The organism is Microbacterium sp. NPDC091662 (assembly GCF_044756705.1).
Classification (GTDB): Bacteria; Actinomycetota; Actinomycetes; order Actinomycetales; family Microbacteriaceae; genus Microbacterium.
Genome location: NZ_JBIVTM010000002.1, coordinates 768,930 through 786,434 on the forward strand (window position 1 = coordinate 768,930; position 17,505 = coordinate 786,434).

The 17,505-nt window shown below is 68.6% G+C and carries 15 protein-coding genes and 1 riboswitch; of the genes, 3 read left to right on the plus strand and 12 right to left on the minus strand.

The annotated features are described in order from the left end of the window. Nucleotides 1-180: 180 nt before the first annotated feature. A complete protein-coding gene (nagA, locus tag ACIQLD_RS16990) occupies nt 181-1,353 on the minus strand; it encodes an N-acetylglucosamine-6-phosphate deacetylase (RefSeq protein ID WP_402609872.1) in 1,173 nt (390 codons plus the stop codon). Next, the gene (locus tag ACIQLD_RS16995) at nt 1,350-2,861 is read right to left on the minus strand and encodes a family 20 glycosylhydrolase (RefSeq protein WP_402609874.1); all 1,512 of its coding nucleotides are present in this window, start codon (nt 2,859-2,861) and stop codon (nt 1,350-1,352) included. Before ACIQLD_RS16995 ends, nagA begins: the two co-directional genes overlap by 4 nt. A 108-nt stretch (nt 2,862-2,969) precedes the next feature. Then, nucleotides 2,970-3,054, plus strand: a riboswitch (ZMP/ZTP riboswitch). A gap of 40 nt (nt 3,055-3,094) precedes the next feature. Here ACIQLD_RS16995 and glyA point away from each other — a divergent pair. After that, the gene (gene glyA, locus ACIQLD_RS17000; protein WP_402609876.1) at nt 3,095-4,369 is read left to right on the plus strand and encodes a serine hydroxymethyltransferase; all 1,275 of its coding nucleotides are present in this window, start codon (nt 3,095-3,097) and stop codon (nt 4,367-4,369) included. 208 nt (nt 4,370-4,577) lie between these two features. Further along, on the plus strand, nt 4,578-5,456 hold the full coding sequence (locus ACIQLD_RS17005) for a bifunctional methylenetetrahydrofolate dehydrogenase/methenyltetrahydrofolate cyclohydrolase (RefSeq protein ID WP_402609878.1): 879 nt from the start codon (nt 4,578-4,580) through the stop codon (nt 5,454-5,456). An 85-nt stretch (nt 5,457-5,541) separates the two neighbouring features. Here the strand turns inward: ACIQLD_RS17005 and ACIQLD_RS17010 are convergent, their stop codons facing one another. From ACIQLD_RS17010 to ACIQLD_RS17055, 10 genes are all read right to left on the minus strand, one after another. Continuing rightward, the gene (locus ACIQLD_RS17010; protein ID WP_402609880.1) at nt 5,542-6,099 is read right to left on the minus strand and encodes a hypothetical protein; all 558 of its coding nucleotides are present in this window, start codon (nt 6,097-6,099) and stop codon (nt 5,542-5,544) included. 44 nt (nt 6,100-6,143) lie between these two features. Continuing rightward, the gene (locus ACIQLD_RS17015; protein ID WP_402609882.1) at nt 6,144-7,232 is read right to left on the minus strand and encodes an N-formylglutamate amidohydrolase; all 1,089 of its coding nucleotides are present in this window, start codon (nt 7,230-7,232) and stop codon (nt 6,144-6,146) included. Between the two features lie 30 nt (nt 7,233-7,262). Then, a complete protein-coding gene (locus ACIQLD_RS17020) occupies nt 7,263-7,985 on the minus strand; it encodes a DUF6882 domain-containing protein (RefSeq protein ID WP_402609884.1) in 723 nt (240 codons plus the stop codon). Between the two features lie 38 nt (nt 7,986-8,023). Beyond that, a complete protein-coding gene (locus ACIQLD_RS17025; protein ID WP_402609886.1) occupies nt 8,024-9,253 on the minus strand; it encodes an MFS transporter in 1,230 nt (409 codons plus the stop codon). Nucleotides 9,254-9,366: 113 nt separating this feature from the next. Next, nucleotides 9,367-10,167 (minus strand): aldolase/citrate lyase family protein, encoded by an 801-nt coding sequence (locus ACIQLD_RS17030; protein WP_402609888.1) that lies wholly within the window; start codon nt 10,165-10,167, stop codon nt 9,367-9,369. Continuing rightward, nucleotides 10,152-10,937, minus strand: a complete 786-nt coding sequence (locus tag ACIQLD_RS17035; RefSeq protein ID WP_402609890.1) for a 2-keto-4-pentenoate hydratase — start codon at nt 10,935-10,937, stop codon at nt 10,152-10,154. Before ACIQLD_RS17035 ends, ACIQLD_RS17030 begins: the two co-directional genes overlap by 16 nt. 9 nt (nt 10,938-10,946) lie before the next feature. Continuing rightward, nucleotides 10,947-12,110: a 3,4-dihydroxyphenylacetate 2,3-dioxygenase gene (hpaD, locus tag ACIQLD_RS17040; protein ID WP_402609892.1), complete on the minus strand. Its 1,164-nt coding sequence runs from the start codon at nt 12,108-12,110 to the stop codon at nt 10,947-10,949. Nucleotides 12,111-12,203: 93 nt separating this feature from the next. Further along, entirely contained in the window at nt 12,204-13,703 is a 1,500-nt protein-coding gene (hpaE, locus tag ACIQLD_RS17045) for a 5-carboxymethyl-2-hydroxymuconate semialdehyde dehydrogenase (protein WP_402609894.1), read from the minus strand. After that, entirely contained in the window at nt 13,700-14,398 is a 699-nt protein-coding gene (locus ACIQLD_RS17050) for a GntR family transcriptional regulator (RefSeq protein ID WP_402609896.1), read from the minus strand. The genes hpaE and ACIQLD_RS17050 overlap by 4 nt, the downstream gene beginning before the upstream one ends. After that, nucleotides 14,395-15,879, minus strand: a complete 1,485-nt coding sequence (locus ACIQLD_RS17055; protein WP_402609898.1) for a fumarylacetoacetate hydrolase family protein — start codon at nt 15,877-15,879, stop codon at nt 14,395-14,397. The genes ACIQLD_RS17050 and ACIQLD_RS17055 overlap by 4 nt, the downstream gene beginning before the upstream one ends. A gap of 153 nt (nt 15,880-16,032) precedes the next feature. Between ACIQLD_RS17055 and ACIQLD_RS17060 the strand changes: the two genes are divergently transcribed. Continuing rightward, complete coding sequence (locus tag ACIQLD_RS17060; protein WP_402609900.1) at nt 16,033-17,412, plus strand: MFS transporter; 1,380 nt, start codon at nt 16,033-16,035, stop codon at nt 17,410-17,412. Nucleotides 17,413-17,505 lie beyond the last annotated feature (93 nt).

The following is a 17,505-nucleotide window of genomic DNA, read 5'->3' on the forward strand; positions in this document are numbered from 1 at the left end:
GCACTGGTGCGGGGGGGTATTCGCACCGGTCGGGCAGGTCGGGATCCTCGGGGGAGGAGAGCCCGGCCGCCCGTCTCACGAGGGGGAACGAGGCCGCCGATCTGGGGAACGGCGGCCTCCCGCCCCATCACCTATGCATGATCGGAGAGCGCAGAGCTGCGCGTCGCGCGCGGCGCCGTCTCAGACGAGCAGCCGTGGTCCTGACCACACGCGCGCGACGCGCAGCTCCGCATCCCACAGCACGGCATCGCCGAGCATCCCGGCGGCCAGGCTGCCGAGAGCGGAATCGCGTCCGATCGCCCGTGCCGGCGTCTCCGTGAGCGCGCGGACGGCTTCGGGCAGCGACACGCCGGCCTGCACCGCCCGCTGCAGGGCCACATCCTGAGTCAGCGTCGATCCGGCGATCGATCCGGTGTCGTCAGCCCTCGCCACGCCATCGCGCACCGTGACGCTCACCGCTCCGAGATCGTAGTGGCCGTCGGCGCTCCCGGCGGCCGCCATCGCGTCGGTGATCAGCGCCACCCGCCCCGGGGCGGAGTCGAACACGAGTTTGACGACGTGCGGGTCCAGGTGCACGTTGTCGGCGATGGCCTCGAGCACCACGCGATGATCGGAGGCCGCCGCGAGCACGGGCCCCGGAGCGCGGTGATGGATACCCGGCATGGCATTGAACGCGTGGGTGAGGATGGAGGCTCCCGCCTCGAACGCGGCGACAGCCATCGCGGCATCCGCATCCGTGTGGCCGACCGCAGCCGCGGAGCCCGCCGCAACGATCTGCCGGATCGCGTCGAGTCCGCCGGGGAGCTCCGGTGCGATGGTGACCTGTCGGACGGTGCCGCGTCCGGCAGCCAGCAGGCGCGCGACATCCGCAGCCGCCGGATGACGAAGAAGCGACGGTTCGTGGGCCCCGTGATGACCGGGGTCGAGGAAGGGGCCCTCGAGGTGCGAGCCCAGGATGTCGGCATCGGTCTCGGTCAGATCCGCGATGAGGGCGACGCTGCGGGCGAGCGAGTCCAGCGACGCCGTGACGAGCGAGACGACCGCACGGGTGGTGCCGTGCGCGCGGTGAAGGTCTCGTCCGGTGCGGATCGCCTCCACGCCGTCATCGAACGCCGCACCGGCACCGCCGTGCCCGTGGATGTCGATGAGGCCTGGAGTGAGGAGGGCGCCGTCACCGCTCACCGCCACGGCGTCGACGACCTCGTCCGCCGTCGTCCACTCCGCCCCCGTCCCACGGGCGGCCACGATGCCCTCCTCGATGCGGACCCAGCCGTTCTCGACGATGCCGCCGCGATCGACGATCCGCGCGGAGTGGATGACCAGCGAACCGGTCGATGAGGAGTGGGTGCTCAACGTGCGCTCCAGGGAATCTCGTCTGCGGGGTGGAAGTCGACCCCCTCAGCCTTCCACAGCGGCGCCAGCGACCCGACCCGCACGCGGAACGACTCCCATGCGCGCTCCGGCGCCTCTCTCGGCGACCAGGCGACCTCTGCCTGTGCGGCAGCGCGCGGGAAGACGAGCTGCTCGACCTCGCTGATCGTGCGGGTGGTCTCGGACCAGAGCGGGGCTTCGACGCCGAGGATCGCGGCATCCGGCACATCGAGGACCGCTGTGGGCTCCCACTCGTAGGCGGAGCGGACGTCGATGATCGCCGCCCAGGTGAGTCCGAGAGGAAAGTCCTCGGTGTACTTCATGTCGAGGTAGGTGACGTTCGCCGCCGACATGATGAGGGCACCGCCGCGTTCGACGAAGTGGGCGGCCTCCGCGGCGTGCGTGCCTTCGGGGGTGGTCTTTCCCCAGTACTGCCCGACTGTCCCCTCGGCGATGTTCGCTGCGGATCCCATCTCGTGCCAGGCCACCGGGATCTTGCCCGCTTCCACGACGATCGAGGTCGCACGCTCGGCGAACAGATCGAAATCGGCCTGGGGAGTGCCGAGCGACTCGTCGCCGCCGATGTGGATGTACGGTCCCGGCGTCATCTCGGCCAGTTCACGGACCACGTCGCGCACGAAGTCGTACGTGCGCTCGTCGTGGATGCGCACGCTGGAGTGGCCGACGCCCCAGCCCACGTACGTCTCGCCGGCGACGGGGAGCGGCTGGCCCAGACGGGCGGAATCCGCGATGAGGTTGTCGTTCAGTACCGGCGCCTCGACGAGCTCGGGGTAGGCCACACCGATGGCATGGGTGTGACCGGGCAGGTCGACCTCGGGGATCACGATCATGTGGCGCGAGGCTGCGTACGCCACGATCTCGCGGTAGTCGTCCTTCGTGTAGAAGCCGCCGGCATCGCCGTTCGCCGAGGTGGCGGAAGCACGCTCTGTCAGCAGCGGCCAGGAGTCGATGTGCACGCGCCACCCCTGGTCGTCGGTCAGGTGCAGGTGCAGGTGGTTGTACTTGAGTGCGCTCGTGCTGTCGATGAACTTCTTCACATCGTCGACGCCGAAGAAGTGCCGCGCCACGTCGAGCATGACGCCCCGTCGCGGGAAGCGCGGGGAGTCTGCCACGTCGGCGCAGAGCAGCGCCCAGCCCGATTCGCCCTCGCGCAGCAACTGCAGCAGCGTCTGCACGCCGTAGAAGAGACCCGCCTCGTCGGCGCCCACGATGATCGCACGATCACCGATCTCGAGCGTGTAGCCCTCCGACGCAGACGATGCCGGGTCGACGATCAGCTCGATGTCCGCGGGGGCCTCGTCGGCCACGGAGAGGCGGATGCCACTGCGGCGCTCGACCGCGTCGATCAGCTGAGCGGTCGCGGGGGAGGGACCGAGCACGCGCGTCTTCGCGGTGATCGGCAGGCGTCCCTCTCGTGCGACGGCGGAGACGGGCGCGGGAACGAGCGGAAGAGGATGAGGAAGGACCATGAACAAAACCTACCCGTCGGAATCGCCCAGCGGAATGGTCCAAGTCGAATCGATTCTGCGATGGTCCTCCACACGTCAGCGTGCGCGGACCGCCTCATCGGCTATGCTCGTAACCGTCGCGACTGGCGTCTGGGTGGACTACCACCGGGGAGCGACTGACCACGGAATTCGACCGCGCGCCTGGGCCGATAGGAACACCCCTTTCGAATCCGTTGTCAAAGGAGCACGTCATCATGACCGACCGTTACTTCAACGCCCCGCTTTCCGAGGTCGACCCCGAGATCGCTCAGGTTCTGGATCGCGAGCTGAAGCGCCAGCAGACCTTCCTCGAGATGATCGCGTCGGAGAATTTCGTGCCCGTCTCGGTGCTGCAGTCGCAGGGTTCCGTGCTTACGAACAAGTACGCAGAGGGTTACCCCGGACGCCGCTACTACGGTGGCTGCGAAGAAGTCGACGTCGCGGAGTCCCTCGCGATCGAGCGGGCGAAGAGCCTGTTCGGCGCGGAGTTCGCGAACGTGCAGCCGCACTCGGGTGCCTCGGCAAACGCGGCGGTCCTGCACGCGATCGCGCGCCCCGGCGACACCCTGCTCGGCCTGTCCCTCGACCAGGGCGGCCACCTCACGCACGGCATGAAGATCAACTTCTCCGGCCGTCTGTACGACATCGTCGCCTACGGCGTCGACCCTGAGACCTCGACGATCGACATGGCGGAGGTGCGCCGTCTCGCGATCGAGCACAAGCCGAAGGTCATCATCGCCGGTTGGTCGGCCTACCCGCGCACCATGGACTTCGCGGCGTTCCGCGAGATCGCAGACGAGGTCGGCGCACTGCTCTGGGTCGACATGGCGCACTTCGCCGGTCTGGTCGCCGCTGGTCTGCACCCGAACCCGGTGCCCCACGCCCACGTGGTCTCCTCGACCGTGCACAAGACCATCGGCGGCCCGCGCTCGGGCTTCATCCTCACCAACGACGCCGACCTCGCCAAGAAGATCAACACTGCGGTGTTCCCCGGCCAGCAGGGCGGCCCGCTCATGCACGTGATCGCGGCCAAGGCGACGGCGTTCAAGCTCGCGGGCACCCCCGAGTTCAAGGAGCGCCAGGAGCGCGTGCTGCGCGGAGCGAAGCTCATCGCGGAGCGCCTGTCGCAGCAGGACGTGAAGGATGCGGGCATCGCGGTGCGCTCGGGCGGCACCGACGTGCACCTGGTGCTGGTCGACCTGCGCGACGCCGAGATCGACGGCAAGCAGGCGGAGGACCTGCTGCACGACATCCACATCACCGTTAACCGCAACGCAGTCCCCAACGACCCGCGCCCGCCGATGGTGACCTCGGGTCTACGAATCGGCACCCCGGCGCTCGCGACCCGCGGCTTCGGTGACGTCGAGTTCACCGAGGTGGCCGACATCATCGCGCTCGCGCTGCTCCCCGGAGCCGACGTCGAAGCCCTGCGCGCGCGCGTCGACGCCCTCGCCGCCGCGTTCCCGCTCTACCCGGACCTGCAGCAGTAGCACCTCTCGCTCCTCGCTCCTCGCTCCTCGCTCCTCGCTCCTCGCTCCTCGCTCCGCGAGTGCACGCGATATCGCCGAATGCACGGCTCGTTCACGCGAACCGGCCGTGCACTCGCCGAGTACCGGTGCACTCGACGGGCCGAGTGGGGCGAGGGGCGGGCGGCAAGGGTGCAGGAGCAGGACACGACAGGGAAAGAAGGAAGAAGACATGACCGCGAAGATCCTCGATGGGAAGGCGGCTTCGGCCGCGATCCGCGCCGAGCTCACCGAGCGCGTCACCGCGCTGAAGAGCAAGGGGATCACGCCGGGAATCGCGACCGTGCTCGTGGGCGCCGACCCGGCGTCGCAGCTGTACGTGGGCATGAAGCATCGGCAGTCCGAGGCGATCGGGATGAACTCGATCCAGCGCGAGCTGCCGGCGGATGCGACCCAGGCCGACGTCGAAGCACTGATCGACGAGCTCAATGCCGACCCCGCGTGCCACGGCTACATCGTGCAGCTGCCGCTGCCGAAGCACCTCGACACCGATGCGATCCTCGAGCGCATCGACCCGGCGAAGGATGCCGACGGCCTGCACCCGACCAACCTCGGCCGGCTCGTACTCAACGTCAACAGCCCCATCCACACGCCGCTGCCGTGCACACCACGCGGCGTGATCGAGCTGCTGCTGCGCAACGACTACGACCTCAAAGGCAAGCACGTCGTGGTGGTCGGGCGCGGCGTCACGATCGGACGCTCGATCGGCCTGCTGCTCACCCGGCGCGACCTCAATGCCACGGTCACGCTCACGCACACCGGCACGGTCGACATGCCGCGCTATCTGCGTGAGGCCGACGTGATCGTCGCGGCCGCAGGGGTGAAGCACCTGATCCGCGCGGAAGACGTCAAGCCCGGCGCTGCTGTTCTCGACGTCGGCGTGACGCGCGAGACCGACGAGGAGACGGGCAAGAGCATCGTGTTCGGCGATGTGGCCCCGGATGTCGCCGACGTCGCGGGATACATCTCCCCGAATCCGGGTGGTGTCGGCCCGATGACGGTCGCACTGCTCATGACGAACGTCGTTGAGGCTGCGGAACGGTCGCTCTGACGACGACCGCTACGCCGCACAGGAAAGGCGCCCTCCCGGCAACGGGAGGGCGCCTCTTCTCGTCCGGGGCTCGTACGCGCCGGGATCAGCCGAGTTCGTCGAGCATCCGTCGCTGCTCCGGTGTCAGCCCGTCGCTGAGTTCATCGCGTGCGGCGCGGGTCTCCGGCGAGTCCGGTGGTGCGGTGGGTGCGGCGGAAGGGTTCTTCGCGCCGCCCTTCACCCGCGCCTGCACCGAATCGTAGATCTCGCCGGCCTTCGCGCGCAGCCGATCGTCGATCTGGTCGTAGATCATCCAGCCGAACAGCAGCGCGAGCGGCGGCAGCACGAAGGCCCAGAAGCCGGAAGCACGCACACCGCTCAGCCACACCGTGAGCACCCAGATGATGAGCTCGACGAGATACACCAGGACGTACTGCACGACCTTCTCGCCGGTCTTCGTGCGCTCGGCCGCCGACTTCGCCGCGGACGTGCGGAAGGCCCCTGCGAGCAGCGGCTTGACGAACAATGCGGCGAGGGTCAGGATGACGGAGGCCCACAACGCGTTCAACCCGACCGAGACGCCGGGCAGCAACAGGCCGATCAGCAGCAGCACGGCGACGTTGAACACGTAGAGCGCCGCGAACCGGACGATTCCGTTCTTCATGCGACCAGAATCCCACATCCACTCGGAGCGGTCGAGGACGTGGCTCAGAGCGCGCGGTACAGATCCCAGGCACGCTGACATGCTGCGGCGACCGCGCGCACGTGGGTGGGGCTTTCGTCGACCCAGTCCGTTCCCGGACGATGCAGCTCGTCGACCGCATCCGGTCCGAGCAGGTACTCGCGCAGGAATTCGGCCTGCACGGCATCGAGCTCGAGCGCGGCTTCGGCAGCCTGTTCGGAGAGCTCGCGGAAGCGCGCTCGGGCGGCGCGGATCTCCTGGCTGCCGAGGTAGGGGGTGTTGAGGGCTACCGCATCGGGCTGCTCGACGCGGAAGCCCGCACGGTGGGCATCGGCGAGGGCGCGAAGACGCTCCGGGTCCATGGTGGGCGGATCCTCGGGGGTGCGCTCGTCTCCACGGGTGTCACCGCGGTTCGAGAGGGCGACCACCGCCGGCAGTCGATCCTCCGGCGCGCGCGCCACATCGACGGCACCATCGCGCGTCGTCGTGGTGTTCATCGTGTCGTGGAACGACAGTCGTGTGAAGCGTCCGCCGGTGCGGAGCTTCTCACTCACGAATCGCTCGGTGAGGTCGTCCCTGGTGCGCTCGTAGACACCGAGCCCTTGCTCGCCGACCTCGACGAAGGTACGCACGAGACGAGCGAGCTCTGCATCGTCGTCGGGGACCTCGAGGATCGGGAAGAACGAGAACGTCACGGGGCGGATCGCATCCACACCGGAGAGGTCGACCTTCTGCCAGGGCCCTGCCGCAGCGGTGCGCCCGATGGCCTCGGTCAGATCGGCGGCGATGTCGACAGGTCGGGCACGGTTGGGATCGCGCACCAGGCGCGGATGCGGGTTGATGACCGCGACGATGCGGCGGTCGTTGCGGGCCCACTCGCGCACGATCGCGTCGGTCGCGACGTCGGTGAAGTCATACTGCAGCCGCCTGGTCAGCGCGGGGGAGAGGAACGACACCAGCTCCTCGGGGATGCGGGCACCGGCATGCGGACAGCTCACCAGCACATCCGCCTCGGCGATCGCCTCGTCGAGCGTGCGGTGCGCGCTGTCGGCGAAGACCGTGATCTCCTGCGCGGTGAAGATGTGCCCGGCGGGGATGAGGTCGAGGTCGCTCATGCGCTCATGGTAGCCGCGACCCCGAAGGGGTCACCCCTGTGCGTGCAGGGTGCTCTCGATTCCACTGATGCGGGCCTGCTCGTCGAAGCGGAACGTCGCAGCGCCTGTGGCATCCGACACGGTCGCACCGGAGAACGCCTCATCGGTCCAGGTGAGGGTCCAGCCCGCGAGGCGGGCGAGGTCCCACACCGCGGTGCGGGCGTCGGGGAGGCGGGTGCCTGCGAGCACCCGGGGCAACGCGATGACCGCATCGGCGACCGTGAGCGGTGCGAGCGGAGCGTCGAGCAGGAACACCGCGCGCGTTCCGTTGCCGACCGGTGCGGAGTAGTACGGGGAGCGTCCGGTGAGTTCGACAGCGACGCCGCCGACCGTGTGGGCGGCCTGGGCGATCCATTCGTCGTCGCCGGAGACATCGGCGGGGAAGGGAACCTCGGCGGTGGAGAGTTCGGCGATGCCGTGCTCGCTGCCGTAGGCATGCAGCTGCGCCGCGACACCCTGCGGGTCGCCGCTGGGGTGCGCCCACGCCCACAGCAGCGAGCGGGGTCCGGGTGCGATCGTCGCGATGAGGTGTGCGCGGGCCACGAGCTGTCGCGACGGATCGGCGTCGGCTGTGAAGGTCAGCGTGCCGGCGGCCAGGTCCGCGTCCCAGCGGTGCTCGCCGAGGGCATCGGCGGCGGCGGATAGAGCATCCTGACGGAGTGCGACGAAGAGGGCGGCACGGTCGGCGAGGGGCTGGAGCGCGGCGAAGGTCATGCCGACAGTCTTGCGCTCGATGCTATGAATCCGCTAGTTCACGCGGAGATCGTCGCGTTCGCGGGGCGTCCCATCCGCCAGACGCTCGGCACCATCAGGGTGGCCAGCGCGATGACCGCGTACAGGGCGCCGGAGGCGATGAGCACGGTCGCAGGATCCGCATGCGTGATCAGCCAGCCGTACACGAGCGTGCCGATGGGCATCACGACGAAACTCCCGAGCATGTCGTAGCTCGACACGCGGGAGAGTTTCTCGCCGGGAATGTTCTCCATCATCGCGAGATTCCACCCCGTGCTGAACACCTCGGCACCCGCGCCCGCGATGAACGCGGCCATGGCGAGCAGGACCACGGCGGGATGCACCCCCAGCATCGTCACGGGGATCGCGAAGGCGGCCATCCCGATCATGCCGTAGCGCAGTGGTCGTCGCAGCGGGAACCACATCAGGAGCAGGGTCATCAGGAGCACACCGGCGCCCTCGGCGCTCACGACCCAGCCCCAACCGGTGATGCCGAGCAGGTCGTTGTTCTTCGCGATGTACGGTCCCACGACACCCCACGCGCCGACGTGGATGGCGTTCATGACCATGAAAGCCAGAACGATCGTCCACAGCCAGGAGCGACTCCAGAACTCCCGCCATCCGATGCGGAGGTCGTGGAACATCGTGGTGCCGCCCGCATGCGACGGCGGAGGGAGCTTCACCAGGGCCAGCACGGGGATCGCGATGACCCAGCCCGCGGCCTGCACCACCATCGCCCATGCGGGCCCGGCCGTCGCGACCAGGATGCCCGCGATGATCGGGCCGCCGATCGTCACGGCGGAGCGGACGAAGGACAGCATCGCGTTCGCCTGCTGCAAGTGCTCGGGCGTCGTCAGCTGCGGGATGATGCCCTGCATCGCGGGCAGCACGAACGCCGTGGAGGCGCCGTTGACGATGGAGAGCACCACCAGCAGCGGGATCGTGGCGTTCCCGGTGAACAGCAGCGCGGCGATCGTACCGATCGACAGGATGTCGACCACGTAACAGGCCTGGATGATCAGGGCTCGGGGGAGGCGGTCGGCGATCACGCCGCCGAACAGCACGAACACGATGTTGCTCACCGTGAAAGCGGCGAGCACGAAGGACAGCGATCGCGCGTCGTTGTCGATCTCCAGGACCGCGAAGGCGAGGGCGATCGAGGACATCGACCCCGCGATCATCGTGATCGCGCGGGCGAGGAAGAACCAGCGGAAGTTGCGGTCCTGCATCGCGGCGAGCCCGCGGCTCACCTCACGACCTCGCTCCTGTGCACCTGGCTATCCTGCCACGGGCGGGAGCCCTTCGAATCGCGCAGATGGTCGCTTTGGGGCCACAAATGCGGCCACATGCGCGATTCGAAAGGTCAGTAGCTGGCGCGGGAGGAGCCGTCGGTGGTGATGAAGCGCGCGGCCAGAGCCTCGGACGCGCGGGCGAGCAGGGCGACATCCGCCCCGACCGCCACGAAGTCGGCGCCGGCGGCGAGGTAGGCATCTGCTGCCGCGGGGTCGAACGCGTTGACGCCGACGGCCTTGCCCGCTGCCTTCACCGCGGCGAAGACCTTCTCGACGGCGGCCGTGACATCGGGGTGGGTCTGTTGACCGAGCAGGCCCATCGACGCGGACAGGTCGGAGGGTCCGACGAACACGGCGTCGATGCCGTCGATCGCGGCGATGTCCGCCGCGGCCTCGACGCCCGCCGCCGTCTCGATCTGCACCGTGAGGGAGATGTGCTGCGCCGACTCCTGCAGGTACCGATCGACGCGGTTCCAGCGCGCGCTGCGCGCCAGAGCGCTGCCCACTCCGCGCACTCCCTCCGGTGGGTAGCGGGTGGCCGCAACAGCGGCGCGCGCCTCGTCTGCGGACGAGACCATCGGCACGATCAGGTTCTGGGCTCCGAGGTCGAGGATCTGCTTGATCGAGACGGCGTCGTTCGACGGCACCCGCACGAGTGGGGCGATCGGGTACGAGGCGACGGCCTGGAGCTGCACGAGCACGGACTCGAGCGTGTTCGCCGAGTGCTCCATGTCGATCAGGAGCCAGTCGAGTCCCGACCCCGCGGCGACCTCGGCGAGCAGGGGGCTGCCGGAGCACACCCACATCCCCACGAAGGGTCGATCGGAGTCCGCGAGCTGCTCGCGGAACGAAGGGTCTAGACGAAGCGGCATGCAATTGTTCCCATCGGTCCGTAATCGCACAGCACCTCGTCGCCACGCGACACCCACATCGGGCGTGTGAACGATCCTGCCAGGATGATCTCCCCGGCCTCGAGACGCGCGCCGTGCTGATGGAACTTGTTCGCGAGCCACGCGACACCGGTGGCCGGATGACCGAGCACACCGGCGGCGACACCCGTCTCCTCGATCTCGCCGTTGCGCGAGAGGACGCCGGGAACCCAGCGCAGGTCGATCTCATCGGGGCGCTTGTGCACCGTGCCGAGCACCATCGCACCGTATGCCGCGTTGTCGCTGATCGTGTCGACGATCGTGCGACCCTCGAGCTCGATGTGCGAGTTCAGCACCTCGAGCGCGGGGACGGCGTAGTCGATCGCGGCGAGGGCATCCTCGAGCGTGCAGTCGGGGCCCTCGAGCGGCGTCTTCAACACGAAGGCCAGCTCGACCTCGATGCGCACGTTCGAGAAGTGATCGACCGGGATCTCGACGCCGGACTCGTGCACGGTGTCGTCGAACATCACGCCGTAGTCCGGCTCGGTGATGCCCGTGGCCTGCTGCATCGCCTTCGACGTCAGTCCGATCTTGCGACCGACGAGTCGGCGGCCCACAGCGATCTGCGAATCGCGCCAGACCCCCTGGATCGCATAGGAGTCCTCGACCGTGGCCTCGGGGTACCGAGCCGTGATGCGCGGGATCACGGAGTGCGTGCGGTCGGCCTCCGCGAGTTCCGCCGCGATCTGCGTGATCGTCTCTGCTGACAGCATCTGCGTCCCCTAGAGCTGGTGGCCCAGCTTGTACTCGCCCTGCTTGTACTCGGGCATGTCCTTGTCGTCATCCGCACGGGTGTACGAGAAACCGTCGGCACCGATCGTGACCGCCATCTCGGAGTCGTCGGTTCGGGCCACGACCGGCTGCGGATTGCCGTCGAGGTCGAGGACCAGCGAGGCATCCGTGTACCAGGACGGGACGACGGGGTTGCCCCACCAGTCACGGCGCTGGTTGTCGTGCACGTCCCACGTGATGACCGGGTTGTCGGGGTCGCCCGTGTAGTAGTCCTGCGTGTACACTTCGACGCGGTGCCCGTCGGGGTCGCGCAGGTAGAGGTAGAACGCGTTCGAGACGCCGTGACGACCGGGGCCGCGCTCGATCGAATCGGAGCGGCGGAGTGCACCGAGCTTGTCGCAGATCGCGAGGATGTTGTGCTTCTCGTGCGTGGCGAAGCACACGTGGTGCATGCGGGGGCCGTCGCCGCCGGTCATGGCGGTGTCGTGCACGGTGGGCTTGCGGCGCATCCAGGCGGCGTAGACCGTGCCCTCCTCGTCCTGGATGTCCTCCGTGACGCGGAAGCCGAGGTCCTGCATGAACCCCACGGCGCGCGGCACATCGGGGGTGACCTGGTTGAAGTGGTCGAGGCGCACCAGCTCGCCGGGGATGTGCAGGTCGTAGCGCCACGACATGCGCTCGACGTGCTCGGTCGCGTAGAAGAACTCGTAGGGGAAGCCGAGCGGGTCGACCACGCGCACCGAGTCGCCGATGCCCTTGACGAAGCCGTTCTCGTCGCGTCGCACATCGCAGCCCAGCTCGGTGTAGAACTCCACCGCACGGTCGAGGTCTTCCGGAGTGCGAACCCGGTACGAGAAGGCGGCCACGGCGGCGATCGGGCCCTTGCGCAGCACGAGGTTGTGGTGGATGAACTCCTCGGTCGAACGGAGGTAGATCGCCTCGTCGTCCTCCGCGGTGACGTACAGCCCCAGCACGTCGACGTAGAACTGGCGGGAGGCTGCGAGGTCGGTGACCACGAGCTCCATGTACGCACAGCGGAGGATGTCCGGGGGCGAGCTCTGCGGCGTCGCGATGGGGTTGTCCGAGCGGATCGGCGCCTCCTGGGAGACGTAGAAGCCCGAGGAGGTCAGGGTCATGTCGTCGCGGTGTGTCATGTCAGCGTCCTTGCGTGAGGGTTCCGGTCGCACTTGCTGTCGCATCTGCGCCGGCGGGGCGACAGGAAGTGCGACCGGAACGAGACAGTGGGGTCAGTTCTTGCCGAAGGTCGGGTTGTGGGGCGTGGAGGCGAGCGTGATGTGCACGCTCTGCTGGTCGGTGTAGAAGTCGATCGAGCGGTAGCCGCCCTCGTGGCCGAGGCCCGACGCCTTCACACCGCCGAACGGGGTGCGGAGGTCGCGCACGTTGTTGCTGTTGAGCCACACCATGCCGGCCTCGACCGACTGCGCGAAGTTGTGCGCGCGCTTGAGGTCGTTGGTCCAGATGTAGGCGGCGAGACCGTACTTGGTGTTGTTCGCGAGCGACAGCGCCTCCTCGTCGGAGTCGAACGGCGTGATCGCGACGACTGGGCCGAAGATCTCCTCCTGGAAGATGCGGGCGTCGGGGGAGACGTCGGCGAACACGGTCGGCGCGACGAAGTTGCCCTCCTCGAAACCCTCGGGGCGGCCGCCGCCGGCGACGAGACGCCCCTCGGTCTTGCCGATCTCGACGTAGCTCATGACCTTGTCGTAGTGCTCGGGGTGCACGAGCGCACCGACCTCGGTCTCCGGGTCGTGCGGGTAGCCGACCTTGACCCGCTTCGCCTGTGCGGCGTAGCGCTCGACGAACTCCTCGTAGATCGAGCGCTCGACGAGGATGCGGGAGCCGGCGGTGCAGCGCTCTCCGTTGAGGGAGAAGACGCCGAAGATCGTGGCGTCGACGGCGGCCTCGAGGTCGGCATCCGCGAAGACCACGGCGGGCGACTTGCCGCCGAGCTCCATCGACAGGCCCTTGAGGAAGGGAGCGGCGTTGCCGAAGATCAGCTGCCCGGTCGAGCTCTCGCCCGTGAACGAGATGAGCGGCACGTCGGGGTGCTTCACGAGCGCGTCGCCCGCGTCTTCGCCGAGGCCGTTCACGAGGTTGAAGACGCCCTTCGGGAGTCCTGCCTCCTCGAAGATGCCCGCCCAGAGGGAAGCCGAGAGCGGCGTGAACTCCGCAGGCTTCAGCACGACCGTGTTGCCGGTCGCGAGCGCAGGACCGAGCTTCCACGACTCGAGCATGAACGGCGTGTTCCAGGGCGTGATGAGGCCGGCCACGCCGATGGGCTTGCGGTTGACGTAGTTCATCTGGCGCCCTGGCACCTTGAAGGCGTCGTCGGACTGCGCCACGATCAGGTCGGCGAAGAAACGGAAGTTCTCGGCGGCACGACGGGCCTGGCCCAGCGCCTGCGTGATCGGGAGACCGGAGTCGTACGACTCGAGCTCGGCCAGACGCGCATCGCGGGACTCGACGATGTCGGCGATCTTGTGCAGCACCCGTGAACGCTCGCGGGGGAGCATGCGCGGCCAGGGGCCCTCGTCGAACGCGCGCTTCGCGGCGGCGACCGCGAGCTCGATGTCGGCCTTCTTGCCGGCGGCGGCCGTCGTGTAGGTCTGGTTGGTGACCGGGTCGAGCACATCGAACGTGTCTCCATCGACGGAGTCGACGAAAGCGCCGTCGATGTAGTGCTGGATGTGGTCGGGGAGGTCGGCGGGGATGCGCGATTCGGTCATGAGATTTCTCCGGTCGTCTGTGCGGAAGTCGTCTGTGCGGAACGGGTGTGCAGCGCGTCGAGGAACGCGTCCATGGTGCGCCAGCGGTGGTTGCGGGCGGCGAGTTCGATCTCGAGCGGGTCGGCGTCCGCGCGGATGAGGTCGAGGATCTCGGTGTGCTCCTCGACCGAGTGCTGGGCGCGTCCGGGGATCGACGCGAACGTCGTGTCGCGGATGCCGGAGAGTCGCGACCATCCGCGGTGCACGAGATCGAGCAGATGCGGGTTGGGGCACGGCTCGAACAGCACCGAGTGGAACTGGCGGTTGAGTTCGGTGAAGGCATGGGCGTCGAGATGGTCGAGCATCTGCGCCATCCGCTCGTTGATGCGGGCCGCCTCATCGAGGGCGGCCTCATCGAGCAGGGGAGCGGAGAGTGCGGTCGCACAGCCTTCGACGAGGCCGAGTGTCTGCATGGTGTGCGCGTACTCGCTCTCGTCGACGAGGGTCACGCGCGCTCCGACGTTGCGCTCGAAAGTGACGAGCCCTTCGGCTTCGAGGCGGCGGATGGCCTCGCGCACGGGAACGACGCTCATCTGGAGGTCTTCGGCGATGGAGCCCAGCACCAGACGGTAACCGGGGCTGAACATGTGCCCCGTGATGCGCGAGCGCAGCCACTCGTACGCCACTTCGGACTTGCTGGCCGCCGTCGTGGTCATCGTGCGCTCCGGTCGGCCGCGCTCCGGTCCGAGACGGCCTCCTCGTAGCGGGCGCGCCACTCGGCGTTCAGGGGGAACAGTCCGTCGACCGGGTGGCCGGCGGCGACCTGCTCGGCGATCCAGGCGTCTTCGATCTCCTGCGCGACGGCATCAGCGGCCACCTCTTCCGCGAGGGAGGGCGGGATGACGATCACGCCGTCGCTGTCACCGACGATGACGTCGCCGGGCTGCACGGTCGCGCCGCCGCAGGAGATCGTGACATCCACGTCCCACGGCACGTGCTTGCGGCCGAGCACCGAGGGGTGCGCGCCCTGCGAGAACACGGGAAGACCGATCTCGGCCACGGCGTCGAAGTCGCGGACCCCGCCGTCGGTGACCACGCCGGCCGCCCCACGAACCTTCGCGCGCAGGGCGAGGATGTCGCCGAGCGTACCGGTCGTGGCGTCGCCCCTGGCCTCGATCACGATGATCTCGCCGTCTTCCACCGCGTCGAAGGCGCGCTTCTGCGCGTTGTACCCGCCCCCGTGCGACGTGAAGAGGTCTTCTCGGTACGGCACGAAGCGCAGCGTCTTCGCGGTGCCGACGATCTTGGCGCCGGGGATGTTCACCGATACCCCGTCGATGAAGCAGGAGTGGTGTCCGCGCTTGCGGAGCTGGGCGGAAAGCCCGGCCGTCGGCGCCTCGAGGAGCTTGGCGCGCAGTTCGGGGGAGAGAGCGGGAGTCTTCTCGACGTGTGGTAGGCCCGCTTCCTCGCGGGAGCCCCAGGCCTCGGTGCGCTGCAGGTCGTCGACGGCGGGGAGCGAACCGAGGTCGCCGTCGAAAGGAGTCTCGCCCTGCGTGACGGTGGTGAGGAGCCGCCCCGAGGTCGGAGCTCCCGGGGCATCCGGAGCGTCTACCTCGACCTCGACGACGTCGCCGGGAACGATGACGGACGAGCCGGCGGGAGTGCCGGTGAGGATCACGTCACCGGGCTCGAGGGTGAAGTGCTGGGACAGGTCGGCCACGAGCTGCGCGAGCGGGAAGATGAGTCCGGCGGTGGTGTCGTCCTGGCGGAGCTCGCCGTTGACCCAGGCCCGCACCCGGAGGGCGGCGGGGTCGACCGTGCGGGCGTCGATCAGGTCGGGGCCGAGGGGAGTGTAGCCGTCGCCGCCCTTGGAGCGGACGTTCGAGCCCTTGTCGTTCGCACGCAGGTCGTACAGCCCGAGATCGTTCGAGGCGGTGACCCAGCCCACGTGGTCCCAGGCCCGGTCGAGGGAGACCCGACGGGCGGGCGTGCCGATCACGAGGGCGATCTCCCCTTCGAACGCGAGCAGCTCGGTGCAGGCCGGGCGCTCGACGGTGCCTCCGGAGACGCCGACGGAGCTGGCCGGCTTGAAGAAGTAGGAGGGGGATGCGGGGCGTCGGCCGCGCTGGTCGGCGCGAGAGGCATAGCTCAGGTGGATCGCGATGATCTTGCCGGGGCGGGTGATGGGGGCCGTCACGGGGCGCCTCCTTGCGCTCGTCTGCGATGTCGTGCGAGACGCCTTGTGCGTCGTATTCGAAATCATATATCATCGGTTCACCCCTCGGCAAGCACTTCGGATCCGCTCCGCTGCACGCCGTGACAATGCGGTCACAACCAAAGGAGACACCCCATGAGTGGGCAGTCACAGGCTGGGTTCACCCCCACCGGAACCATCGCGACAGCGGCCGATCGGCGCCGCGTCGTGTTCGCCACCGTCGTCGGCACCACCGTCGAGTGGTACGACTTCTTCATCTACGCGACCGCCGTCGGCTTGGTGTTCGGACAGCTGTTCTTCGAGCCCCTCGGGGCCGACAGTGCGCTGATCGCCTTCGCCACGGTGGGCGTGAGCTTCCTCTTCCGCCCGCTCGGCGCGTTCCTCGCCGGCCACTACGGCGACAAGCTCGGACGCAAGACCGTGCTGATGTGGACGTTGATCCTGATGGGGGCCGCGACCGCGCTCATCGGTCTGCTGCCCACCTACGAGACGATCGGCATCATGGCGCCGATCCTGCTGGTGCTCCTCCGTATCATCCAGGGCATCTCCGCCGGTGGCGAGTGGGGTGGCGCCGTGCTGATGGCGGTCGAGCACGCTCCGCGCAAGAAGCGCGGCATCTTCGGCGCATCGCCGCAGATCGGTGTGCCCCTCGGCCTGCTGCTCGCCTCGGGGGTGATGGCGCTGATGACGGTGATCGCCCCCGGTGACCAGTTCGCGGTCTGGGGCTGGCGCGTGCCGTTCCTGCTCAGCGTGGTGCTGATCCTCGTCGGCTACTACGTGCGCCGCAAGGTCGAGGAGAGCCCGGTGTTCACCGAGCTCGCCGCGCGCAAGGAGAAGGCGCGGATGCCGATCGCCCAGCTGTTCCGCAAGCACCTGCTGCTCGTGATCATCGCTGCGTTCGTCTTCGCCGGTAACAACGCCGTGGGCTACATGACCACCGGTGGGTACATCCAGGGCTACGCCACCAACCCCGAAGGGCCGATCGGCCTCGAGCGCGGTCCGGTGCTCTGGGCGGTCGCCGGCTCGGCGGTCACCTGGCTGCTCACGACTCTCCTCGCCGGCTGGCTGTCCGACCGCATCGGTCGCCGCACGACGTACATCGTCGGATGGGTGCTGCAGCTGGTCGGTGTGTTCACGCTGTTCCCGCTCGTCAACACCGGTGAGATCGGTCTGCTGTTCGCCGGGCTCGCGATCCTCACGGTCGGTCTCGGCTTCACGTACGGCCCGCAGGCGGCGCTGTACGCCGAGCTGTTCCCGGCGAGCATCCGGTTCTCGGGCGTCTCGATCTCGTATGCCATCGGTGCGATCGCCGGTGGGGCCTTCGCGCCGACCATCGCCACGGCCATCGTGAGCGCGACCGGGTCGACGCAGGCCGTCACCTGGTATCTCGCGGGGATGACGGTGCTCGGTCTCGTCGCCACCCTGCTGCTGCGCGACCGCTCGGGCATCCCGCTGGGCCCCGACCACGAGGAGGAGCAGTCCGTCAGCCCGATCTACGGACTCGCCAAGGCCTGATTCCGCAGGATGCGACCACGCTCCGGTCGCACTCTCTGCCGCCTGCTGTCACAGGGGCCGACAGAAAGTGCGACCGGAGCCTTCGTGTGTGGC